Source organism: Bradyrhizobium sp. 521_C7_N1_3 (assembly GCF_052075975.1).
Taxonomy (GTDB): domain Bacteria; phylum Pseudomonadota; class Alphaproteobacteria; order Rhizobiales; family Xanthobacteraceae; genus Bradyrhizobium; species Bradyrhizobium japonicum.
On record NZ_CP197232.1, the window covers coordinates 7105618 to 7130343 of the forward strand.

The following is a 24726-nucleotide window of genomic DNA, read 5'->3' on the forward strand; positions in this document are numbered from 1 at the left end:
TTGATGTCCCGCATCACGACCCTGCGCACGATCCGCATCGAAGAGCGGCCGAACCTAATCTGGGTCGAGGTCGAGACCGACGAAGGACTGATCGGCCTCGGCGAGAGCTTTCGCGGCGCGGAGGCGGTCGAGGCTGCGGTGCACGAGCTCGCCGCACCGCTCGTGCTCGGCCAGGATTCGCGCCGCATCGAGGTGATCTCGCGCCAGTTGCTGACGCCCTATCTTGGTTTTCACAGCGTCAGCGCCGAGGTGCGCGCCGCTAGCGCCATCGACATCGCGCTGTGGGACATCAAGGGCCAGCGCCACGGCATTCCCGTGCACGAGGCGCTCGGCGGCGCGAGCCGGCTCGAAATCCGCGCCTACAACACCTGCGCCGGCTACGCCTACAACACAAAGAGCGCCAAGCGCCGCGAGATCGGCGCGGATGATGCCGCGCTTGGTCCCTATGACGACCAGATCGCCTTCATGCGCGACGCCGGAGCGCTCGCCGAAAGCCTTTTGAGCGAAGGCTATGGGGCCATGAAGATCTGGCCGTTCGACCCCTTTGCCGCAAACGGTGGCCATTCGATTTCGCTGACTGACCTCAAGACCGGTCTCGAACCTTTCCGGAAGATCCGCGACGCCGTTGACGAGCGCATCGAGATCATGTGCGAGCTGCACAGTCTGTGGGGCGCGCACACTGCGGAACGCATCTGCCGCGCGCTGGAAGACTACGGCGTATTCTGGGTCGAGGACCCCCTCAACAAGATGGACGACGTGCAGGGCCTTGCCGACCTCAGGCGGCGCGTGAAGACGCCGATTTGCGGCAGCGAGACGCTGGCGGGCGCCGCGAGCTTCCGCAATCTGCTCGCAGCCGACGCCATCGACGTGGTGATGCTCGACATCGCCTGGTGTGGTGGCTTGAGCGCGGCGCGCAAGATCGCCGCTCTCGCCGAAGCCTACAACAAGCCGCTCGCGCCGCACGATTGCACCGGCCCGGTCGCACTGATGGCGGGCCTGCATCTTGCGTTGCATGCGCCGACCGCGATCTTCCAGGAAGTCGTGCGTGCGACGTTGTCGACCTGGTATCGGGATCTCGTCACTGCGCTGCCGACCATAAGCAACGGCATCGTGTCTGCACCGCGTGCGCCTGGCCTCGGGCTTGCGCTCAATCCGGACCTACGTCACCGCGCGGATGCGGTGGTGCGAGAATCCAGATTCGGCACGTAGGGCACGACCAACGCCTCACCGCACGACGGCTCTCGCGAAACCGTCCGGAAACATTGGCGCGGAAAACTTCTTCCGCGTTTCACGTCTGTCGCATCACGCAATCAAATAGATCCGCCGGCGGCGGTCGAATGTTGGCGCACAAGCGAACCTGGCGCGGCATCGCCGCGACCAAACCTCCGATTGCCATCTTCCACGGAGATTTTCCAATGCGCGTTCTTTCAATAATTGCCGTTGCCGGCGCCATGATTGCGAGCTCGGCGGGTGCATTTGCCGGCGAGCTTCCCTCTTACGAAGTGAAGTCGTTTCCGATTTCGACGACCCAAGTGCAGGTTCTCGGCGGCGCCGGAGTCGAGGAGCAGTCGGCTGCGCCCGCGATGATCGTCGCCGACATGCCCGCCTCGCCCGCGCAAATGTCGGTGCTGTCGCCGCGCGTCAAGCGGCTCGCCAGCGCGGGCGCGACGAGCGAGCAGCGCTAATCGGCGCCGCGCCAAGCGCACTGCGTCACGTTCACAATTGCGGATCTGCGCGCCGGCATCAACCGGCGCGCGCTCTACTTATATGAATACTAATTCCAAATCTGATGATTGAGGGACCATTGCGCCCCTCCCGCTCTTCAAGCCATCGACTACGCTTGTTAGTCGTCCGCCCCGCAAATGATGGGGTCGCGAATGACTACATATCTCAGAACGACGGCAAGATTGATCGGCAGCGCGCTGCCGCTGTTGGCAGGCTTGATGGATGCGGCGCCGGCCGAGGCGCAGTCATCGACGCAGGAATTGCCCGCCGTCGTGGTCGAGCAATCGTCGCGGCCGGCGGCGCGCACACGTCCATCTCGCTCCCGTCAGGCCGCACAGGCGGCAAGCCGCCGTCGTCAGGCCGAGCGCGCACCATCGAACGCCGATACACAGGCGGCCGGCGCGAGCACGGGCGCGGAGACCGCGACAGGCCCCGTCCGCGGCTACGTCGCGACCCGCAGCGGCACCGGCACGAAGACCGACACGCCGCTGCGCGAGACGCCACAATCGATCAGCGTGGTCACCGCCGACCGCATCATCGACCAGGGCGCGACCACCGTTCAGGAGGCGTTGCGCTATGTCCCCGGCGTGTTCGCCGACGCCTACGGCGCGGACTCGCGCGGCGACTATCCGCGCATCCGCGGCCAGGACCCGAATATCTATCTCGACGGCACCCGCATGGTGAACACCAACAACTTCAACGAATGGCGGCCGGAGCCGTACACGCTGGAGCGCATCGAGGTCTTGCGCGGCCCCTCTTCCGTGCTCTACGGCGACACCTCGACCGCCGGCCTGTTGAACCTGATCTCGAAGCGCCCGCAGGCCGAATCCGCCAATGAGATCGGCGTGCAATATGGCAGCTTCAACCGTAAACAGGTGCAGCTCGACTCCACGGGAAAGCTGACCAAGGACGGCGAGTGGCTCTATCGCTTCATCGGCGTGTTCCGCGACAGCAACACCCAGACCGACTACGTCAAGGACGATCGCATCGTGCTCGCGCCGTCACTGACCTGGCGGCCGACCAACAACACCAGCTGGACGGTGCTCGGCACCTATCAGAAGGACACCACGGGATCCTCCACGGCCTTCCTTCCGCATGAGGGCACATTGTTTGCCGGACCCAACGGCTACATTCCGGTGCAGCGCTTCGCCGGCGAGCCCGGCTTCGACAAGTACCAGACCGAGACCGGCGCGATCAGCAGCCTGTTCGAGCACAGCTTCAGCGACACCCTGAAGATCCGGCAAAACCTGCGTTACGCCCATGTCGAGGGCATCTACCGGTCGACATGGCCGGACCTGAACTTCGTCGATCCAAGCGATCCGAACTATCCATTTCTCGATGCCAGCCGACGCACCGTGGCGCGCAGCGTATGGAGCCGCGAGACGGTCAAGGACAACCTGACCTCGGACAGCAATGCCGAGCTGAAATTGCACACCGGACCGGTCGCACACAAAGTGTTGTTCGGCACCGATTACCGTGAGTTCAGGGAACACGCGCAATCGGGCTTCACCACAGACCCGACGCCGTTCGATCTCTATGCCCCGGTCTACCGCGGCGTACCCGCGCCGACGATGTCTCCCGAACCGGATCTGCGCCAGACCCAGCTCGGTCTTTACGCTCAGGACCAGTTGCGCCTCGGACCGTGGCTCGCCGTGCTTGGGCTGCGCCACGACTACGTCACCAGTGACACGCAGGGCTCGCCGGTCGAAAACTACCAGGCGACTACCGGCCGCGCCGCGCTGATGTACGAGCTGCCGTTCGGCGTCACGCCTTACGTGACCTATGCGCAGTCGTTCAACCCGGTGTTCGGCAGCGGCGTCTGCGCCACGGTGTGCGCGCCGCAGCGCGGCGAGATGGTGGAGCTCGGCTTCAAGTACAATCCGACACCGGGCGATGCGATCAACGGCGCGATCTTCGACACCACCGAACGGAATCGGCTGGCCAGCGACCCCAATGATGACCGCTTCTCGATCCAGACCGGGAAGGTGCGCATCCGCGGCGCGGAGCTCGAGGTGCTTGCACGCGTCACGCCGGAGCTCGACCTGATCGGCGCCTATACCTATCTCGATGCCCGCGTGGAAAGCGGCGACAATTCCGGCAAGCATGTCGAGACCGTGCCGGATCACCAGGCCTCGCTCTGGGCGAAGTACCGCCTGTCCCTGCTCGGCTTGCCCGGGGTCACGCTCGGTGGCGGCGTGCGCTACATCGGCACCTCCTGGGACGGCACCGACACGCTCCGCACACCCGACTACACGCTGTTCGACGCCATGGTTCGTTACGAGACCGGTTCCTGGCGGCTTCAGGTCAATGCCAGCAATCTCTTCGACAAGCGTCACGTCACCACGTGCCTGGCGCGCGGCGACTGCTTTCTCGGTATCGGCCGCACGGTGCTCGGCAGCGTGACGTACAAATTCTAGCCACGACCGCTAGGTCATGCTGCCGGGCATGAAGCAGCGCACGCGTGGATGGCCGTCGACATAGTGCTTCCATACCATGGTGCGACCGATCTTGTTCGGCTCGGTGATCACGGCACCGTCTGGCACGGCGACCCACTCGTCGTCGATGCGCACGCGGTAGTGGCCGCGATCGGATTCCCAGTCGACGTCGGCTATGACGTAGCCGTCGGCATCCGAGCAGCATTGCCCGTATTGGCTGTGCAGGCTCTCGAACCAGGGCTTTAGCGGCGAGTTGGCGTAGCGGCCGTCGTCGCGCGCCAGCGCCGAGGTCGCAAGCAGCGCCATTGGCCCCAGCAGCGCCGCCGCACATAGTCTGGCAAGTCGCATATCGTCTCCGCGGATCGCAATCAGCGCCGCGAGGGACAAACACCGCCGTCCGCCTTCCGCACGATGGCGGCAGGCGTGGAGACGGCGACTCGCTCCCCAGCGGCTTTGCGACAGCTATGCAAATCCGGCGCCAGCGCGCATTCCGGAGAACTACGGCCGCACGGTGTTGCCCCGGCCGGCGCGCACGTCCTGCATGTCCAACGCGTCGGCAATTTGCCGCAGCCGCTTTGGAGGCTTTCCTTGTTCCGCGAGGACGTGTACGAAACGGCCGCGGACGCGGGCCGCATCGTTTAATCAACTGTTTCAATTAGAGAAATCAGGTGTTGGCGTGACTGGCATTGGACCGTCAGCGCTATGAGTTCGAGAGAGTTGCTTCCTGGCCAGCAGGATTCGACCGACTTGCCCGCAAGCGAAGTGCAGTTTGCGCTCGTGATTTCGCGCATGCTCGAAACGGTGAAGGACGACGCGGAAGCCAGGCGGCAGATGGTCTACGACCTTGCCCGCTACAAGCTCCAGGAGCAGTTCACCTACGCCGACGCCAGGAATATCGACCAGATGAAGCGGGCGCTCGAGGTCGCAATCGAGGAGGTCGAAAAATTCTCGCGCGACCAGGCGCCGCTGGAGCGCCTGCCGTCACAACAGCTCGCGTCGTCAAAGGCGACTGAGACAGGCGGTCTTCTGGTGTCCGGCGACGCGACCGTTTTGCGATCGAGGATCGAGATATCCCGCAACAAGCTGCCTGCGATCTCGGGCCCGCTCCTACCGGTGATCAAGCGTACGGCGGCCATCCTGCTTGCCGTTGGCGCAGTCATCCTGATCGTCTCGCAGCGAGACAACATCGCCGCGCTGCGCCGGCAGATTTCGTCCCAGGCCCAGGAGATCGCTCAGGTATCGCCCAAGCCGGAGACGACGATCACGGTCGCCAAGCCGGAGATGGTCGCCCCCGCCCCGCCTCCTCCGACGCGCATATTGCCAACCGACTACGGCATCTACGCATTGATCGACGACAAATCGCTGGCGGAGTTGAATGCGACCGGCGTGATGGCGCCGGACATGCGCATCGCGATTTCACCGGAGTTCAAGAAGCCCGATCGTCCGCATCTGCCGAACGGCCGCGTCAAGTTCATCGTGTTTCGGCGGGACGCCGCGAACGCGATCCCGGAGCGCGTCGAGGTTCGGGTCGTCGCCAAGATCGCCAGGGAGTTTTCGACCGATGCTGCAGGCAAGAATCTGGGCGGCGGAGAAGATGTCGGGGTGATCCGAAACTTCTCCTATCCGTTCCGGGTGTCGCCGATCCCGGGGAAGCCCGAGATGTACGAGCTTCACACCGGCGATTCAGGGCTTGAGCTTGCGCCGGGACATTACGTCCTGAGCCTGGGATCGCAGGCCTATTATTTCCAGGTCGACGGCGAGATCACCGATCCCCGGCAATGCCTCGAGCGGGTCGTCGCCGGCAACGGCACGTTCTACGCGCCTTGCAAGAAGGCACGGACGTATTGACGGTCTCTCCCCGTCATTGCGAGCGCATCACTAGAAACTCAGCTGTCATCGCCCGACTTGATCGGGCGATCCAGTATTCCAGAGGCAGCGCGAGAATACAGAGAGGCCGCGGCGTACTGGATTCCCCGCCTTCGCGGGGAATGACAGCGACGTGTGAGGCAACAACCGCGACGGCGACAACGGCCGACGGCGAGCCTACTGCTTCGGCGCCGGCGCCATCATGGCGCCGCCCTTCTTCGCCGCGGCCGCAGGCGCAGGCTTCGTCGTCGCCGCGGCCTGTGCGGGGAGATATTTGGCGACGATGGCAGGATCGACCTGGGCGATGTAGGCGTCGGGAAGACGCGTCCAGGTCTCGTCCTTGCCGAACAGGGAAATGCCGAGGAAGCCGCGCATGGTCAGCGTCTGCCCGTCCGGGCTGACCGACATCTTGGCCTTCCAGATGTTGCCGTCGCGCGGATTGACCACGTTGCCGCCGTCATACTTCAAGCCCTCGCGCTTCATGTCGCGGATGAAGGAGAGCCCGAGCACCGGCGCGTTCTTGCGATCATCCGTGCACTTCGCACAGACCTCGTTCGGGTCGTCGCCGGGGCGCGGAAAGGTTTTTGCGATCACGCCTTCGAAGATGCCGTTGTGGTCGACGAAGAGAAACCATCCCACCGTCTTGCCGTCCTCGATCTTCTGCCAAAGACCGGCGGCGGTTGGCTGCTGCGCCTGTGCGGCAGCCGGCTTCACCGCACCTGGCGTCACCGCAACAGCGAGCGCGAGGAGCGAGAGCAACCGAAAGCTGGAAAAGAGAGTCCGCATTATGATCACCTTGCTAAGCCGCCACTGCAATGGCCGCAGACTACGGCGATTTCGCGAACGGTTCCAGCACCAGAAACATAGGGCATTGCCTGCCGAACCCGGTGCCGTCAGTTGACACCGAGCTTCTTCTGCAGACTGGAGGACGAGGTCGTGTACTGGAACACGAGCCGCTTCTCCGGATAGACGTAGCGATGGGCTTTTTGCGACATCAGCGCGCCCTCGTGGAAGCCGCACAGGATCAGCTTGATCTTGCCGGGATAGGTATTGATGTCGCCGATGGCGAAGATGCCGGATACGTTGGTCTCGAACGCGGACGTCTCGACCGGCACCAGATTGTTCTCCAGCGCGATGCCCCAGTTCGCGACCGGACCGAGCTTCATGGTCAGCCCGAAGAACGGCAGCATGGTATCGCAGGAAATTTCGCTCACGCTGTTGTCGTTGCCCTTGACGGTGGCGCCGGTCAGCTTGCCCTCGGCGCCGGACAGCGCGGTGACCTGCCCGAGCCGCAGATCCATCTTTCCGTCGGCCACCAGCGCGCGCATCTGCTCGACGCTGTGAGGCGCGGCGCGAAAATCGTCGCGCCGGTGCAGCAGCGTGATGCGCTTGGCGAGCGGATGCAGATTGAGCGTCCAGTCGAGCGCGGAATCGCCGCCGCCGACGATCAGAACGCTCTTGTCGCGGAACGCCTCCATCTTGCGCACGGCGTAGTGCACCGAGGTGCCTTCATAGGCCTCGATGCCCGGCACCGGCGGGCGCTTGGGCTGGAACGAACCGCCGCCGGCCGCGATCACCACCACCTTGCATTCGAACACCTTGCCCGCGTCGGTGGTGCAGCGAAACAAGGGATCGCCGATCTTCTCCACCGTCTCCACCATCTCGCCGAGATGGAAGGTCGGATGGAACGGCTTGATCTGCTCCATCAGCGCGTCGGTGAGGCCCTGCCCCGAAACGTGCGGAATGCCGGGAATGTCGTAGATCGGCTTTTCCGGATAGAGCTCGGCGCACTGGCCGCCGACCTTGTCGAGGATGTCGATGAAATGCGCCTTCATGTCGAGAAGGCCAAGCTCGAAGGCGGCGAACAGACCGCAGGGGCCGGCGCCAATAATCAGCACATCGGTTTTGATCACGTCGCTCATGTCGTCTCTTTATCGATCGTTATCGGTTGGACGGCGCCCGGAGGCAGAAGTGACCCTGCCTGTCTAGCCAACGGGGATGGATCAGGGAAGGCATAAAAGCGGGAGCACCCCGCAGCCGCGCCCACTTGCCGGGTCAGGATAACTGGGCTGTAACGGGATGCGATATGACGGAGATCAATCGGTGAACGCACCAAGCCGCCTCGATACGACGCCACGGCTGGAGGACTATCCCTATCGTCTCGGCGACAATGTCCGCTTCGGCGATCTCGATCCGAACCAGCACGTCAACAACGCGGTCTACGCCACTTATTTCGAGACCGGCCGCGTCACGCTGATGAAGAGCCCGGAATACGGGCTGACGCCGCCGGGCCTCGCCTGGATCATGGTGCGGCTCGACATCCATTTCCGCGCCGAGCTGCACTGGCCGAACAAGATCGAGCTCGGCCTCGGCGTGGTCAAGCTCGGACGGACGTCGGTGACCTTCGAACAGGTGGTGTTTTCGGAAGGAAAGTGCATCGCATCGGCGATGTCGGTCGGCGTCATGCTCGACGAGGCGACGCGGCGGCCCGCACCGCTCACCGCTGAGATCATCGAGAAGCTCAGGCCCTGGCACAAGCGCGGTATCGAGGTCGCGCCGCCGAGCACCTAATATAGTGAGGGACGGTCAGGCCTGCCGTTCCGGCGTCGCCACGACGAGCCCGTCGAGTTCGTCGGAGACCTTGATCTGGCAGGACAGCCGCGAGTTCGGGCGCACGTCGAAACCGAAATCGAGCATGTCCTCTTCCATCGGCGTCGGGCTGCCGACCTTCTCGCGCCAGGCTTCGTCGACATAGACGTGACAGGTCGCGCAGGCACAGGCGCCGCCGCATTCGGCCTCGATGCCGGGAATGCTGTTGCGGATGGCGGCTTCCATCACGGTCGCGCCGTTCTCGACTTCCACCGTACGGGTTTCGCCCTTGTGGTCGACAAAGTTAATCTTGGCCATGTGTGCTCGTGCTGCCGCGATGTTGCGAATGAAGGAGGGTCCGGGCTGTCCTATAACGGGTCGATCCGCCCGGCGCCATAGGGTTTTGAAGCGACGTGAATCCCGCTTCGCGGGAAGAAAACGCGTCAAAACAAAAGACTAGAGCGCGGTTTCTAGCCCTGTCGGCCTAGGGCTTCAGGATAGCCTCGATGGCGGCGCGAGCCTCGGTCACCGCCTCTTTCAGCGCGGCGAAGGCGTGGGGCTGGCCATGGCCGGTCCGGACCGCGATCTCCAGGCTGGCCGCGGCATCGGCCACCGCAAAGGCGCCGATTCCACGCGCGGAGCCCTTGAGCTTGTGGGCGAGTGCGCCAGCCTCGGCCGGCACGGCTGCCATCGCCGCAACCAGGCGGACCGCCTGCTCGGCGAACATCGCGAGCACTTCCTGTTCCAGCTCAGTGTCCCCGAGCGTCATGCGCGAGAGGTGATCAAGGTCGAGCGGGCTGTCGATGGGTGCAAGCGGGGGCGAAGGCATCCAGTCCATCCGTTGCAATTCAGGCGTCATGGCGCAGGCCCCGGCATCGCGCGGTGTCCGCCGATCCGGCGGTCAGGTTGCCCCCACCGAAGCATGGAAATGGTTAACGAAGTGTTTGGGCCGTTTTACGTAAATCCGCCCGGTTATTGACGAAAAGTTGCCGCAATCCGGCGAGTCCAGTGGAGAATTCCATTTATTGCTAAGGCGTTACGGCGCTATCCTGTTAACGATGATTAAGATTGTCTTAATCCCGGGCATTTCATTCGCGACGCTCTACCAATAGGATGTTGCGGAAATTGGCGGACAAGCCGTCCGGGTGGGGACGGCTCGGAATCCGCGCAAGCGGCATGATCCGGTCTGTGGGCTTGCGTAGCGCGCGCAGGGCTCGCGGGGGGATGCGTACAAGTAACGAGGGCTCGGACTGAACATGGCGAACACTCCGAAGAAGGTCAAAGACCCCACAGAAGTTGCGCTTTCTGCGATCCAGGAAGCCCTGAACATCAGCGACACGGCCGCGGACACCAGCCGCAACGCCTCGATGCGCAACGAAACGTCGGCTCCGGTGGGGCCGCCGGCTCCCCCGATCTTCGACGAGCCGACCTTCGAGCCGCGTCCTGCCGCCAACGAGCGCGCCACCGTGTTCGATACGATCGAGGAGCCGCGCACCTCGCGCCGCGCCGCCAACGACGACCGCGAGACCATCGGCCAGTTGCTTCAGGCGCTTCAGAAGGGCCGCCCTGCCCGCAGCGTCTACACCTTCGCCACCATCTTCGCCGGCGTCTGGCTCGCAGCCTGCGCCGCGCTCACCGTCGGCTTCCTGCCCTCGATCCAGGCCGCCATGGGCCAGAGCGGCGGCGTGCTCGTCATCGCCGGCCTGATCGCGATGTTCTTCGCGCCGATCATGCTGTTCTACTTCCTGGCGAGCCTGGTCTGGCGCGGCCAGGAAATGCGCATGATCGCGCAGGCGATGGCGCAGGTCGCGATCCGCTTCTCCGAGCCCGAGGGCTCGGCGTCCGATTCCATGGTCACCGTCGGCCAGGCCATCCGCCGCGAGGTCGCGGCGATGGGCGACGGCATCGAGCGCGCCATCGCGCGCGCCGGCGAGCTCGAGACGCTCGTCGCCAACGAGGTTGCGGCGCTCGAACGCGCCTATTCCGACAATGAAGTCCGCATCCGCTCTCTGCTCCAGGACATCGCGCACCAGCGCGACAATCTGGTCGGCCAGGCCGAGCAGGTCCGCAGCGCCATCTCCGGCGTGCAGATCGACCTGCGCCACGACATCGCGCTGATCTCGGACGCGATCGCCTCGCGCGTCGACGAGGTCGCCAAGAGCATCACCGGCGCGCTGGAAGAGCGCGGCGCCCACATCACGGGCGCCCTGAGCAACGCCGGCGACAACATGATCCTCGCGCTCGGCGAGCGCGGCGGCGACCTGCTCGACCGCCTCGAGGAGGCCAGCAACGAGACCACGCGCGCCGTGCTCGACGCCAGCGAGCGGCTGACCACCAGCCTCAACTTCAAGACCGGCCACGTCCACGACGAGTTCGTCGACCTCGCCGACCGCGTCCACGAGATGCTGAACGAGCGCATCGACCGCATCACCGGCGAGTTCGAGCAGCGCTCCGCCGCCATCGTCGACGGCATCTCCGAGCGCACCGAGCAGGTGCACGACAGCCTGAAGAATTCGTCGGACTCGCTGCTGCTCGAGCTCGAGCTGCGCTCCAACGACCTCTCCGCCAAGATCGACGATGCCGGCAACCGGCTCGCCGGCCACATCATGAACTCCGGCGACAAGGCGAGCGAGGCGCTCGACGCCACCGTCAACACCCTCGTCGCCAAGGTCGTCAGCCAGACCGAGACCGCGCACGACTCGCTGTCGCTGCAGATGAGCGCGTTCGACGAGCTGGTGAAGAACCAGGGCACCGAGCTGGTCGAGAAGTTCGCCCGCGACTCCGGCACGCTCGGCGCGCTGATCACCCGCCACATCTCCGAGTTCGACCGCACCGTGAAGACGTTCGGCGGTGAGATCGTCGATCGCATGGGCCAGCGCACCCAGGACATCGCCGAGAGCCTGAAGACCTATGTCGACAATTTCGATACCCGCTTCACCTCGAACGGCGGGGCGATCACGGCCGTGCTCGACCAGCGCCTGGTGCAGTTCGAGACCACGGTCGGCGAACGTGTCACCAACCTCGACGCCTCGCTGAACGACAAGATCGTCAGCCTCGACGGCACGATCGAAGGTCACATCAAGACCTTCGACGACCAGCTCGTCGGCCGCGTCGCCGCGCTCGAAGAGTCGTTCGACACCCGCGCCAAGTCGGTGACCGAAACCATCGACGGACGCCTCAACACCCTCGCCTCGTCGCTGACCGATGGTGCCGCGCAGGCGATCCAGTCGATCGACTCCCGCCTCACTCACCTCACGACGTCGCTCACTGACGGCGCATCGCAGGCCATCGAGACGATCGATACGCGCCTCAACCATCTCGCGACCTCGCTCACCGATGGCGCATCGCAGACGATCCAGTCGATCGATACGCGGCTGACGCACCTCACGACGACGCTCTCGGGCGGCGCCTCGCAGGCGCTCGAATCCATCGACACGCGCCTCACTTACCTGACGACTGCGGTGACGAACGGCGCCTCGCAGGCCGTGCAGTCGATCGACACGCGCCTCACCCTCCTGACCTCGACGCTCACGGACGGCACCGCGCAGGCGATCGAGGCGGTCGACCGCCGCATCACCGGCGTCGCCGAGATGATCGACGGCCGCAGCACGCACCTGACCGACACGGTCACGGCGCGCTTCCAGGACATTCACCAGGCCATCGAGACCAAGGTCGGCTCGGTCGCCAACGACATCGACGTGCGCGTGGCGCAGTTCGAGGACCTGCTCGGCTCGCGTGTCGAAGCCGTCGCCGGCCGCATCGAGAGCAGCGGCCGTCAGGCCAGCGAGGACATGATGTCCCGTGCCGAGATGATCTCGACCGCGATCCGCTCGCATGTCGAGGACGCCGAGCGCTCGCTCACCAACCTCGTCGTCAACACCAGCGAAACGATCCAGACCGGTGCGCGCACCGCCCAGCAGTCGCTGATGACGGTCTCCTCCGACGTCAACGCCCAGCTCAAGATGACCTCCACCGAGGTCGAGCGCGCGCTGACCGCGGTCGGCACCGGTGCTGCGAACTCGATCCTGAGCAGCGCCCGCGAGGCTCAGTCGACCCTGGTCGCGGCCTCGGGCGATGCCTCCAACCAGATCAAGGGGCTCGCGGTCGACGTCGAACGCACGCTCTCGGCGGCCGGTTCTGCCACCGCAGCCTCGATCCTGGCCGGCGCCCGCGAGGTGCAGACCACGCTCGTCACGGCGTCGTCGGACGCGGCCAACCACGTCAAGACCCTCACCGCCGACGTGCAGCGTTCACTGTCGCTGGCCGGCGCCACCACGGCGGAATCGATCACCGCCGGCGCCCGCGACGCGCAGAGTGCGCTGATTGCCGCCTCGACCGAGACCGCCAACCAGATCAAGGCGCTGTCCTCGGACGTGCAGCGCTCGCTCTCGATGGCCGGCACCTCGACGGCCGAGACCATCATGACCGGCGCCCGCGAAGCCCAGACCACGCTCGTCAACGCGTCCTCGGATGCCGCGACCCAGGTCAAGTCGCTCGCGGTCGAAGTGCATCGGTCGCTCTCGCAGGTCGGCCAGTCGACCGCCGAGACGATCACGACCAGCGCCCGCGACGCCCAGAGCACTCTGCTCTCCGTCTCGGCCGAACAGACCAGCCAGGTCCGTTCGCTGGCGGCCGAGATGCAGCGCGCGCTGGCGACCGCCGGCGGCGCCACCATCGAGGCGCTCACCAGCGGCGTGCGCGAGGCCCAGGGCACGCTGATCACCGCCTCGACGGATGCGGCAAGCCAGATCAAGTCGCTGACCACGGACATCGAGCGCACGCTGACCTCGGTCGGCGCCGACACCGCCTCGACCATCCTCAACAGCGCGCGAGAGGCGCAGACCTCGCTGACGTCGACGTCGGCGGATGCCGCGAGCCAGATCCGCACGATCTCGACCGAGATCGAGCGCGCATTGAGCACGGCCACGACCAACGCCACCAACGACATCCAGACCAGCGCGCTCAACGCCCAGAACGCGCTGATCAGCGCCTCCAACGAGGCAAGCTCGCGCGTCAAGTCGAGCTCGGCCGACGTCGAGCGTTCGGTGCTCGCCGCCAGCAGCAGCTTCGGCCAGGCCATGACCGGCAAGACCGACGAGATCGTCACCTACGTGCAGCAGCAGGCCGACCGTCTGTCGAACATGATCGACGCCAAGCGCGGCGCGCTGGTCGACGCGATCGGCTCGAAGACCAGCCAGCTCACGCTCGACATCGACCGCGTCACCTCGGATGCGCTGAAGTCGATCGAGACGCGCGGCCATGCGTTCTCGCAGACGATGATGGGCAACGGCTCCGAAGTCGCACGCACCATCAACGCGGCGAGCGAGATGGCCACCGGCGCGGTCGGCAAGTCGCTCAAGGACCTCGAGCAGGCCTCCCGCTCGGCGATCGACCAGTCGCGCCAGGTCTCGATCGCGGCCGTCACCGAGATGCAGGAGACCAGCAAGATCCTGCGTACCGACACGGTGGCCCTGTTCGAGCGTCTGCGCGAAGGCAACATCCTGCTCCAGGAGGTGCTGACCGGTGCGCACGACAACCTCAACTCGCTCGAGCGGGCGCTGGTGACGCGCGTCGCCGACTTCGTCTCGGCGATGAACGACGTCACCTCGCGCAACGGCGCTGCGACGCAGAACTTGGAAGACCAGCTCAACGTCTTCAATACGAAGACCACGCGGGCGCTGCAGGACCTCGGCGAGCTGTCGACCCAGTTCGACGCGCACGGCAAGGCGCTGGTCGAGGCCGCGCAGGTGGTCGAGGTGAGCAACAAGAACACCACCGCTTCCCTCGCCGAACGCAAGCAGGCGCTGGAATCGCTCGTCACGACCATCGACCTGCGCACGGCCGATCTCGACCAGCGTCTGTCGCGCTTCACTGGCCTGCTCGATGAATCGCTGGCCGCCGCCGAAGAGCGTGCCCGCGACATCGCCCGCGTCGTCGCGGAGACCGCCGGCGCAGGTTCCGCCGCGATCACCCGCCAGTTCGAGGCGGTGCGCGTGGCGTCCGAGGAGGAGCACCGCCAGACCATCGAGGCCATGCACGACATCTACCGCCAGACCACCGACGAGGCGGATACGATGTTCAAGCAGTCGACCGAGAAGTTCACCAACCTCGTCTCCAGCATGAAGCAGATGGCGTTCGAGATGCACAACGAGCTCGAAGCCACCCGCAACGAGCTGCGCCGCGGCGTGCTGGAGATGCCGCAGGAGGCCGCCGAGAGCACTGCGCAGATGCGCAAGGTGATCGTCGACCAGATCGAGGCCCTCGCCGAGCTCAACCGCATCGTGGCCCAGCATGGCCGTGGCCTCGACGTCTCCACGGCGGGCCGCGCCGGCACGCAGCGCCAGGAAGAGCCGTTGCTGGCGGCCGTCGGCGCGCGCACCACCGAGACCCGCGCCCGCGACACCGGCAGCGCCTCGACGCTGCCGCCGCCGGACCTCGGCATGCCCGCCGCCTCGCGCCGCACCGAAGCGCCGCCGGTCGCGCCCGCGAACAACGACCAGGGCCGCGACGGCTGGCTGTCGGACCTCCTGAACCGCACCGACGCCAACCAGGGCGCTCCGACCGGACGTGAGGCCCCGCGTGGCCGCGCTGCACCTGCGCCGCAGCCGCAGGCTCCGCAGGGTGGCAGCAGCAATCCGCTGGAGTCGCTGTCGCTCGACATCGGCCGCCTGATGGACCGCAACCTCGCCGCCGAGATGTGGGACCGCTACCAGCGCGGCGAGAACAAGGCCTTCACCAAGCGCCTCTACACGCCCGCCGGCCAGAAGGCCTTTGACGAGGTCGCCCGCAAGTACCGCTCCGACCGCAACTTCAAGGGCACGGTCGACCGCTACGTCGCCGAGTTCGAGCGCCTGCTCGACGAAGTCGCCCGCGACGGCCGTGGTCCGCAGGAGCTGCGCAGCCACCTGACCTCGGAGACGGGCCTGGTCTACACCCTGCTCGCACACGCGGCGGGCCGGCTCGGGTGATCAGCCCGTAGCGACAACGAACGGCGAATGAGAACGGAGGCCTCACGGCCTCCGTTTTCGTTTGGATGTCGACGGCTCAATTGCCCCCGGGCTGGCCGAACGACAGCCGCTCGGCAAGGACGGCGGCCTGGGTACGCGAGCCGACGCCGAGCTTGCGCAGGATCGTCGAGACATGGCCCTTCACCGTCTGTTCGGCGATGTCGAGCTCGCCCGCGATCTGCTTGTTGAGCTTGCCCTCGACGATCATCGCGAGAATGCGCAGCTGCTGCGCCGACAGCGAGGCCATTCGCGCGGCGAGCTCGACGTCCGCGCTCTGGATCGAGCCCCGACCGCCGATATTGGGCGGCATCCAGATTTCACCGGCGAGGATGCGCGTAATGGCGTCCGCCATCTCGGGCAGGCCGAGCGATTTCGGGATGTAGCCGGATGCGCCATAGGCAATGGCGCGTCGGATGGTGGCGGCGTCCTGCCGCGCCGAGATGATCGCGACCGGCACCGTCGGGAACTGCGCCGACAGGATGAACAGCGCGGCAAATCCCTGGATGCCCGGCATCGTCAGGTCCCACAGGATCAGGTCGATCTCGTCGGACTGGGCCGACAGCACGCCCAACGCCTCGTCGAGCGACTGGCAGGCGACGATCTCGAGGTCGGGCAGCACGCTCGAGAGCGCGCTGCGCAAGGCGGCCTGTACCAGTGGGTGATCGTCACCGATGAGGATGCGCATGGTCACGCCGACGATGTCCTCTGTTTCGCACCGAACTGCCGGCTCAGGGCCTCGCCGCCGAGGAAGCGCCGCAGCGCCGCCGGCTTGACCGGCTTCGACAGGATCTCGCAGCCGCGCGCCCTCGCCTCCTTGCGCACCGCCTCGCTGCGATCAGCGGTGACGATCAGCGCGCGGACGTCGCGACCCGACTTCTGCCTGAGATCGTCGAGAAAGTCCAAGCCGCTGCGACCGCCGTCGAGGTGGTAGTCGAGCAGCACGACATCCGGCGGACTGGCAGCGGCGGCCAGCATCGCGCCGTCGGCGTCTGCAGCGACCAGCACATGGTGCCCCCAGCCGCCCAGCAGAGCCGTGAGGCCGTCGAGAATGGTCGCGTCGTTGTCGAGACACAGGATCGTCATCGCACGCTCTGCCACTGCCGGCGCCACGCTCGCCGGCTTGCGCTGAAGCGGAGTCCCCGCTCCGCGCGCCAGCGGCACCGTGACGGCAAAGCACGAGCCGCGTCCCGGCCGCGATCGGACGTCGACGGCGTGGCCCAGCAGCCGCGAGACACGATCCACGATCGCAAGGCCGAGGCCCAGGCCCTTCTCCGATCCGGGCGCCAGGCGATGGAACTCCTCGAATATCCGTTTCTGGTCCTCGGCGGCGATCCCGACGCCGGTATCCCAGACCTCGATGCGCAGATCACCGCCGCGTCGCCGGCAGCCGAGCAGAATGCGGCCCTTGCGCGTATAGCGCAGCGCGTTCGACAGCAGGTTCTGCAAGATCCGCCGCAACAGATGCGGATCGCTGTGCACGGCGATGCTGCAATCGACGACACGCAGCGCGAGCCCACGTTCGCGCGCCATTGCCGAGAACTCCACGTTCAACTGCACGAGAAGATCCGCTATCGGAAATTCGAACGGCTCGGCGCGAACGGCACCGGCATCATAGGAGGAAATGTCGAGCAGCCTGTCGAGCACATGCTCGGTCGAGCGCAGCGCCGTGATCGCGCTGCCCGCCAGGGTTCGTTCCTTGTCGGCGTCGCCCGATTGCGACGAGGCATGCAGACTCTCGTCGAGCGCGGACAGGAACAACCGCGCGGCGTTCAGCGGCTGCAGCAGATCATGGCTGGCGGCCGCCAGGAAACGGGTCTTGTCGAGATTGGCCTGCTCGGCCTCCGCCTTCGCCTGCTCGAGCGCCTCGGTGCGCTCGCGGACGCGCAGCTCGAGATCCTCATTGGCCCGCCGCAGGGCTTCCGCCGCGCGGTGCCGCTCGGTTACATCGGTGTAGGTCGAGACGTAGCCTCCCTCCGCGACGCGATCGTAGACGATCTCGAGCACGGTGCCGTCCGGCCGCTTGCGCTCGTACAGATAGGGCCAGCTCTGCGTGGCGACGTCACGATTGACCAGGAGCGCGGCGAACTCGGAGGCGGCATATTCGCCGCGCTCGACGTTGAAGACGATCAGCTCCGCCAAGGGAAGGCCGACACGCACGAAGTCCGGTGGCAGGTCCAGCAGCGCGATGAAACGGCCGTTCCAGGCCGTGATGTTGAAATCGGCGTCGAACGCACAGATCCCCTGCGGCACGCTTTCGAGCGTGCTCTGCAACAGGGTGCGGTTGAAGCGCAACGCCTCGGACGCCTCGTCCAGCATCGCCATCGCCTCCCGTCGCGATAGCGAGTGCCCTTCCAGCGAAGCTGCGATCACCACGCGCGCCGACGCCGCGCCGATTGCGCCGGCGAGAAGGTTCTCCGTGAAGCGGATCGAGTCGAGATCGACGAGGCCCGACGGATCGAGGCGCGGCCCGGCGCCGGTCGTGCGGGAAGCGCGGTAACTGTCGAAGGCCGCGGAGCCCCGCTCCACACCGACAAAACGCAGCGCCAGCGCGCGGAGATCGTCGAGACGGACCAGCACGCGCGAGGACAGCTTCGGGACCATCTCGCGCACGACGCCATCGGCATACGCCGCGGCCTGGTTGCGCTCGACGGTCGACTGCCGCCCAAGCGCCGAGAATGCCAGGAAACAGACGAAGTTGGCCGTAAGGCTCCACAAAGTGGCATGCGAGATCGGGTCGAGCCCCTCGAGGCCGAACAACGCATTGGGCTTGAGCCAGGCAAGCCGCCACGGGCCCTGGCGAATAATCTCCTCGATCGCGGGCCAGAGCGGCGCGGCCGATGGGAGCAACAGCGTATAGGCCCAGACGAAAAATCCGACTGCGATCCCGATCGACGCGCCGGTCTTGTTCGCGCGTTGCCAGAACAGGCCGCCGACGAACGCCGGACCGAATTGCGCGACCGCGACGAACGACAGAAGACCAATCACGGTCAATGGATAGGTCTGGTTGACCAGGCGGTGCACCAGATAGGCGAGCAGCAGGATGCCGAGGATCGACAGCCGGCGCACCGCCACCAGCATCGAGGTCACCGGCTGGCTCTGCGCGCGCAGGCCGAAGAAGCGCGAGCGCAGCACGAGCGGCATGATGACGTCGTTGCACAGCATGGTGCTCAGCGCGACGGAGGTCATGATCACCATGCCGGTGGCGGCCGACAGTCCGCCCAGAAAGGCGATCAGGCTGACGGTGGTCGCGTCCGCCGCAACCGGCAGCGAGATGACGTAGGTGTCGGGGTCCATCATCGCACCGAATCTGGCGAGCCCTGCCGCGGCAATCGGCAGGATCAGCAGACTGAACAGCGCCAGATAGGTCGGGTAGAGCCACGCCGCGGTGTGCGTGTGGCTCGGCGCCTCGTTCTCGACGACCGCGACGTGAAACGCCTGCGGCAGGCACAGGAAGGCAATCGCCGAGATGAGGATCGTCGAAGGCCAAACCGGCTGCGTTGGGTCGAAGGTCAATATCGCCGCCAATTGCGGGTCCGATTGGAACTGCGACAGCAGAGTGACCGGCCCACCGGAGAGGCCGAACAGCACGAACAGCGCGACGATCAGGAATGCGACCAGCTTGACGACGCTCTCGAAGGCAATCGCAAGCATCAGCCCGCGATGATGCTCGCTGGCGTGGACATGCCGGACGCCGAACACGATCGCGAACAGCGCCATCGACGCGGCGACGCCGAACGCCGAGTCCTGCCAGAACCGGAGCGATTCACCGCCTGCCCGCTCCGGCTGGAGGATCAGATAGTCGAAGCTCTTGCCGACGGCCTTGAGCTGAAGCGCAATATAGGGAAGTACGCCGAGCAGGGATGCGAGCGTCACGAAGGCGGCGAGCCCCTGGCTCTTGCCGTAGCGGGCGGCGATGAAGTCCGAGATCGAGGTGACGTTCTGGGCCTTGGCGATTGCAATCACCTTGGACAGAAGCGGCTGGCCGAACAACAGCACCAGCGTCGGGCCGACATAGATCGTGACGAAGTCCAACCCGCTGGTGGCGGCACGACCGACCGACCCGTAGAAGCTCCAGGAGGTGTTGTAGACCGCAAGCGTCAGGCAGTAGCTGATCGCGGCGGCCCAGGATTTGGGCGAAACCAGCGGCCCGTCGACGCTCCGCCGATCGCCCCACCAGGCAATCAGGAACAGCGTGGTCACATAGCCAGCCGCGACCGCGAGAACGAACCACGCCTGCAAGACATCCTCACTCGAGACCGTCTGATCGCCCGCGACGAGCGGCCGAAGCGGGCGGATACTAGAGCGTTTTCAATCGCATGGAAGGCACTTTTCAAGTCCGGCGGCCGGATGTCCGGCCGCCGCTTGGAGCTTGACCTCAGGCCGCCTCGCGCGACAGCCGCGCCTGCGGTAGGCCCTTGAGCACGAGGTTGACCACGACGGCGACCACGATGTTGAGCGCGAGCGCCAGCACCCCGGTGTAGATCGCGACCTTGCCGGCGCCGAAGTCGATGCCGTGCAGCGGTTTCAGCCCGTCCGACCAGGCGAGCCACGATCCGCCTGCAAGGCCGACGGCCCAGCCGGCCAGGAGCGCGGTGCTCGAGAACCAGTTCAGATACAGGCCGAACACCAGCGCCGGCAGCGTCTGCAGGATCCAGAGACCGCCGAGCAGCTGCAGGTCGAGCGCGAACTGCGTCGGCATCAGCAGGATCGCGAGCAATGCGCCCACCTTCACCAGCATGGAGGTGATCTTGGCGACCTTCGCCTCACCCGCCGGCGTCACCTTCGGATCGACCCACACCTTCCAGAAGTTGCGGGTGAACAGATTGGCCGCACCGATGCTCATGACGGCCGCCGGAACGAGCGCGCCGATCGCGATGGCGGCGAACGCGAAGCCTGCGAACCAGCTTGGAAACAGCGTCTTGAACAGCTCCGGCACAACGTCGTTGTTGCTCGCGAGCTTCAGGCCCGCGGCATGGCCCATGTAGCCCAGTAGCGCGAGCAGGCCGAGCAGCAGCGTGTAGGCCGGAAGCAGCATCGCATTCTTGCGAATGGTGTTGCCGCCTGAGGAGGCGAAGATGCCGGTCAGCGTGTGCGGGTACATGAAGGCCGCGAGCGCCGAGCCCAGCGCCAGCGAGGCGTAGGGTACGATCTGCGCCGGCGACAGCAGGATGCCGCCCGAGCCTTTCGCCGCAAAGGCCGCATCCGCCGCGGTGAAGATCGCGCCGTAGCCGCCGAGCTTCGAGGGCACGATCGCGATCGCGGCGATCACCACGATGTAGATCATGATGTCCTTGACGAAAGCGATCAGCGCGGGTGCGCGCAGGCCCGACGAATAGGTGTAGAGTGCCAGCACCAGGAAGGCGAGAACGAGCGGCACCTCGCCGTGCAGCCCCAGCGCCTTGATCGCCACCTCCATGCCGATGAGCTGAAGCGCGATGTAGGGCATCGTCGCGAGCACGCCGGTTGCAGCGACCGCAAGCTCGAGCCCGCGTGAACCGTAAGCACCGCGCACCACGTCGCCCGCGGTGACGTAGCCACGCTCCTTGGCGACCTTCCACAACACCGGCATCACCGCGAACACGAACGGATAGACGATGATGGTGTAGGGAAGCGCGAAGAATCCGTAGGCACCGACCGCATAGACCAGCGCCGGAACGGCGATCACCGTGTAGGCGGTATAGAAATCGCCGCCGACCAGGAACCAGGTGATCCAGGTCCCGAACTTGCGGCCGCCGAGGCCCCACTCGTCGAGATGGGCGAGCGTCTCCGGCTTGCGCCAGCGCGAGGCGACAAAGCCCATGCCGGTGACGAGGATGAACAGTGCGAGAAATACGGCGAACGCCGCGCTATCGACATCAATCAGCACGAGGCACGCTCCTGTAGACGATGTAGGTGAGCAGCGAGGTCAGCGGCACCCAGGCGAGCTGATACCAGTAGAAGAAGGGGAAGCCGAACAGATGGGGCTCCCGGACATTGTAGAACGGCACGATCATCAGCCCGATGAACGGCAACAGCAGCAACAGACGTACCACGCGCTCTCTCCCCTGTGAGTGAAACGACGCGCTCTGCTTGAAGCGCGCCTTGAGCGCGATATAGCCGACAACGACGGCCGCCCCCTCCCCTACCTTGGCGCGGCCAGACCCCCATACTTTCGTATCGCGGCCCGGGAACGCACGAACGCGCACGACACCACGATGGCGCCGTGCCGATGAACCGATGCGTTCGATGATGGGATGGCGGCGGAGGCGCCGCTACTGCCGCCTGCCGCTCGCGGCCGGCGCCGCCCTCGGCGGTTCGGCCGGCGGCGCGGCGGCCGGGGCGCTGTTGCTGGCGCCGAACAGCACGCGGGTCGGGTTGCGGTCGAAATTGTTCACAGCGCGGCTGATGTCGCCGAGCGTGCGGCGGCCGTCGGTCATCAATGCACCGGAGCGTTTGTCGAAATCCTCGGCCAGCTCGCGGATCGACTTCACCGCCTGGAACAGCTCGCCGCCGTCCTTGCCGCCGGCGAGCGTGTTGAGACCGAGCATGAGGCTGTCGGCCTTGTGCATGACGCCGTCGACCTTGGCCATGACGACGTCGATCTTCTCGGAGTTGCGCGCGAGCGAATTGGTGAAGGTCTCGAGGTTCTTCAGCGAGTTCTTCACCGACTCCTGATTGTCCGCGACGATCTTGTTGATGTTCTGGAGCGTGCCGCGGATCGCCTCGGTGACGTCCTGGAGCTTGTTGGGATCGGCCGTCAGCGACGGGATGCCGTCCTCGTCGAGCGGCGGCGGAGGTGCCGCCTCCTCGCCGCCCTTGAGCGAGATCGCGGCGACGCCGGTGAGGCCCTGGAATTCGAGGCCGACCAAGGTGTCCTTGCGGAGCGGGGTGTTGTTCTCGACCATGGCGAGTGCGACAACCCGCCGCGGGTTATCGAGCTTCACCGAGACCACCTCACCTACCCGGATACCGTTGAAATTGACGCTACCGCCGTTGCGCAGGCCCGCCGCCGGGCCCTCGAACACGACACGCAGGGGGCTGCGCTGCTTGGTGGTGTGCAGCGACTGGAACCACAGCACGAAGCCGATCGCCGCGGCGATCACCGCCAGCGTGAATGATCCGATCAGTACGTAATTGGCCCGCGTTTCCATCAGCTACTCCGGCACCTCAGCCCATCACCGCACGGGCGCGCTTGCCGTGGAAATATTGTCTCAGCCAGGGATGCTGCGAGGCCTGCATGTCGGCGATCGACCCTGCCGCAATGATCTTACCGTTCCCTAAAACGGCGATGCGGTCGCAGGCTGTGTAAAGGCTGTCGAGGTCGTGCGTTACCATGAAAACGGTCAGGCCCAAAGTACGCTGGAGCGTCCTGACCAGCTCGTCGAAATCGCCGGCGCCGATCGGATCGAGGCCCGAGGTCGGCTCGTCGAGGAACACGAGATCGGGATCGAGCGACAGCGCGCGCGCCAGCGCCACGCGCTTGATCATGCCGCCCGACAGTTCCGAGGGAAAGCGATCCGCGACTTCCGGCTTGAGCCCGACCATGGTGAGCTTGGCCAGGGTGATCTCGTCCATTAGCCGCTGCGAGACCCGGAGATATTCGCGCATCGGGAACTGGATGTTCTGCCGCACGGTCAGCGAGGAGAACAACGCGCCCTGCTGAAACAGCACGCCCCAGCGGCGCTCGACGCTGCGGCGCTGCGCGGTGCTGGAGGAATCGAGGTCGACGCCAAACACCTCGATGGAGCCCGCGACCTTGGGAACGAGGCCGATGATGGTGCGCGTCAGCACCGACTTGCCGGCACCGGATGGGCCGACGAAGCCGAGGATTTCGCCGCGCTTGACGTCGAGGTTGAGGCCATCGAGCACGCGCGTCGCGCCGAACTGCACCGTAATGTCGCGGACGCGGATAATCGGATCTTGAATCGCGTCTTGAGTTTCTTGCGCCATCGTCACATTCCGATCGAGGCGAAGAAGATGGCGAACACGCCGTCCATGACGATGACGAAGAAGATGCCCTTCACCACGGAGGCCGTGGTGTGCTGTCCGAGCGATTCCGCGCTGCCTTGCACGGCGAGCCCCTCGACGCAGGCGACGATGCCGATCACGGCGGCCATCACCGGTGCTTTGACGATGCCGACGATGAAATGGTCGATCGAGATGGCGTCGCGCAGGCGCAGCAGGAAGGCTTCGGGATCGACGCCGCCATAGAGCCAGGCGACGAGGCCGCCGCCATAAAGCGCCGCCATGGCCCCGAGGAAGGCAAGGATCGGCAGCGCCAGCACCAGCGCCAGCATGCGCGGCAGCACCAGTACCTCGATCGGGTCGAAACCCATCGTGCGCAGCGCGTCGATCTCCTCGCGCATCTTCATCGAGCCGAGCTCGGCCGTGTAGGCGCTGCCCGAGCGACCCGCGACCATGATCGCGACTAGGAGGACGCCGATCTCGCGCAGCACCAGCACGCCGAGCATGTCGACGACGAAGATGTCGGCGCCGAACCTGCGGAAATGAAAAATGCCCTGCTGGGCGATGATGCAGCCGATCAGGAACGTGATCAGCACGATGATCGGCACCGCGCGCCAGCAGACCTGCTCCATGTGGTGCACGGTCGAGGTCAGGCGGAACGAGCGCGGGTGGATCAAGACGCGAAACCCCGCCGCGAGCACCGCGCCGAGCATGTCGACGAGGCCCGCAACCGTGCCGGCGACCCCGGCCACGGCCCGGCCGATCTGCTCCAGCATGCCGGTGATGGTGACCGCGCTGCTGTCGACGACCGGCGTCGCCCTGACCCGCCGCACCTCGTCCACGAGGCTCGAATAATTGGCGGAGAGCCCCGCGATCTGCGCCTCGACGGTGCCCTGGGTCAGGCTGCGGCGCAGCCGTTCGATCAGCCAGGCGCCGAAGGTGTCGAGCTTGGCGACCTCGGAGACGTCGATGAAGATGCTTTGCGAACTGCCGGCGAGCTTTTCGGCGTCAGCCACCATCCGCTCCAGAACCGGCGCGAAGCTCGCGGTCCAGGTTCCGGTGGCGCAGAGTGCCAGCGCGTTGCCTTTGGCAATCCGTTCCAGCTTCGGATCGCCGCTCAAGGTGTCCGCTCCCGTGCCGGGGCGCGAGAAACGGGTAGA

At 65.8% G+C, this 24726-nt stretch carries 18 protein-coding genes; 6 read left to right on the forward strand and 12 right to left on the reverse strand.

The window, feature by feature from the left end:
* Positions 1-3 precede the first annotated feature (3 nt).
* The 3 genes from AB7008_RS33635 (at position 4) to AB7008_RS33645 (ending at position 4142) form a co-directional block, all read left to right on the forward strand.
* Positions 4-1209: a mandelate racemase/muconate lactonizing enzyme family protein gene (locus AB7008_RS33635; RefSeq protein ID WP_441260181.1), complete on the forward strand. Its 1206-nt coding sequence runs from the start codon at positions 4-6 to the stop codon at positions 1207-1209.
* Between the two features lie 206 nt (positions 1210-1415).
* Complete coding sequence (locus AB7008_RS33640) at positions 1416-1685, forward strand: hypothetical protein (protein WP_063624848.1); 270 nt, start codon at positions 1416-1418, stop codon at positions 1683-1685.
* Positions 1686-1877: 192 nt separating this feature from the next.
* Complete coding sequence (locus tag AB7008_RS33645) at positions 1878-4142, forward strand: TonB-dependent siderophore receptor (protein WP_441260182.1); 2265 nt, start codon at positions 1878-1880, stop codon at positions 4140-4142.
* Positions 4143-4151: 9 nt separating this feature from the next.
* Here AB7008_RS33645 and AB7008_RS33650 read toward each other — a convergent pair whose 3' ends face one another.
* Entirely contained in the window at positions 4152-4508 is a 357-nt protein-coding gene (locus AB7008_RS33650) for a hypothetical protein (RefSeq protein WP_212496256.1), read from the reverse strand.
* Positions 4509-4907: 399 nt separating this feature from the next.
* Between AB7008_RS33650 and AB7008_RS33655 the strand changes: the two genes are divergently transcribed.
* Positions 4908-6008, forward strand: a complete 1101-nt coding sequence (locus AB7008_RS33655) for a hypothetical protein (protein WP_441260183.1) — start codon at positions 4908-4910, stop codon at positions 6006-6008.
* Positions 6009-6203: 195 nt separating this feature from the next.
* Here the strand turns inward: AB7008_RS33655 and AB7008_RS33660 are convergent, their stop codons facing one another.
* Both AB7008_RS33660 and AB7008_RS33665 read right to left on the reverse strand, forming a co-directional pair.
* Complete coding sequence (locus AB7008_RS33660) at positions 6204-6812, reverse strand: DUF2147 domain-containing protein (RefSeq protein WP_212496258.1); 609 nt, start codon at positions 6810-6812, stop codon at positions 6204-6206.
* Positions 6813-6919: 107 nt separating this feature from the next.
* On the reverse strand, positions 6920-7948 hold the full coding sequence (locus AB7008_RS33665) for an NAD(P)/FAD-dependent oxidoreductase (protein WP_028159759.1): 1029 nt from the start codon (positions 7946-7948) through the stop codon (positions 6920-6922).
* 181 nt (positions 7949-8129) lie between these two features.
* On the opposite strand from AB7008_RS33665, the gene AB7008_RS33670 reads away from it, so the two are divergent.
* The gene (locus AB7008_RS33670; protein WP_028159760.1) at positions 8130-8597 is read left to right on the forward strand and encodes an acyl-CoA thioesterase; all 468 of its coding nucleotides are present in this window, start codon (positions 8130-8132) and stop codon (positions 8595-8597) included.
* Positions 8598-8612: 15 nt separating this feature from the next.
* On the opposite strand, the gene AB7008_RS33675 is transcribed toward AB7008_RS33670, so the two are convergent.
* Positions 8613-8933: a 2Fe-2S iron-sulfur cluster-binding protein gene (locus AB7008_RS33675; protein WP_014493954.1), complete on the reverse strand. Its 321-nt coding sequence runs from the start codon at positions 8931-8933 to the stop codon at positions 8613-8615.
* Between the two features lie 166 nt (positions 8934-9099).
* Positions 9100-9474 (reverse strand): Hpt domain-containing protein, encoded by a 375-nt coding sequence (locus tag AB7008_RS33680; protein ID WP_441260184.1) that lies wholly within the window; start codon positions 9472-9474, stop codon positions 9100-9102.
* Between the two features lie 397 nt (positions 9475-9871).
* Between AB7008_RS33680 and AB7008_RS33685 the strand changes: the two genes are divergently transcribed.
* Positions 9872-15583: a negative regulator of septation ring formation gene (locus AB7008_RS33685; protein ID WP_441260185.1), complete on the forward strand. Its 5712-nt coding sequence runs from the start codon at positions 9872-9874 to the stop codon at positions 15581-15583.
* Between the two features lie 76 nt (positions 15584-15659).
* Here AB7008_RS33685 and AB7008_RS33690 read toward each other — a convergent pair whose 3' ends face one another.
* From AB7008_RS33690 to AB7008_RS33720, 7 genes are all read right to left on the reverse strand, one after another.
* Positions 15660-16313: a response regulator gene (locus AB7008_RS33690; protein WP_212496261.1), complete on the reverse strand. Its 654-nt coding sequence runs from the start codon at positions 16311-16313 to the stop codon at positions 15660-15662.
* The gene (locus AB7008_RS33695; RefSeq protein WP_304490567.1) at positions 16310-19861 is read right to left on the reverse strand and encodes a hybrid sensor histidine kinase/response regulator; all 3552 of its coding nucleotides are present in this window, start codon (positions 19859-19861) and stop codon (positions 16310-16312) included. Before AB7008_RS33695 ends, AB7008_RS33690 begins: the two co-directional genes overlap by 4 nt.
* Positions 19862-19997: 136 nt before the next feature.
* Positions 19998-21488: a monocarboxylate uptake permease MctP gene (gene mctP / locus AB7008_RS33700; protein ID WP_304490568.1), complete on the reverse strand. Its 1491-nt coding sequence runs from the start codon at positions 21486-21488 to the stop codon at positions 19998-20000.
* Entirely contained in the window at positions 21478-21654 is a 177-nt protein-coding gene (locus AB7008_RS33705; protein WP_028159764.1) for a DUF3311 domain-containing protein, read from the reverse strand. Before AB7008_RS33705 ends, mctP begins: the two co-directional genes overlap by 11 nt.
* A gap of 219 nt (positions 21655-21873) precedes the next feature.
* Positions 21874-22752, reverse strand: a complete 879-nt coding sequence (locus tag AB7008_RS33710) for an MlaD family protein (protein WP_304490569.1) — start codon at positions 22750-22752, stop codon at positions 21874-21876.
* A 16-nt stretch (positions 22753-22768) separates the two neighbouring features.
* Positions 22769-23551 (reverse strand): ABC transporter ATP-binding protein, encoded by a 783-nt coding sequence (locus AB7008_RS33715; RefSeq protein WP_028159766.1) that lies wholly within the window; start codon positions 23549-23551, stop codon positions 22769-22771.
* Between the two features lie 2 nt (positions 23552-23553).
* The gene (locus AB7008_RS33720) at positions 23554-24687 is read right to left on the reverse strand and encodes an MlaE family ABC transporter permease (protein ID WP_304490570.1); all 1134 of its coding nucleotides are present in this window, start codon (positions 24685-24687) and stop codon (positions 23554-23556) included.
* Between the last annotated feature and the right edge of the window lie 39 nt (positions 24688-24726).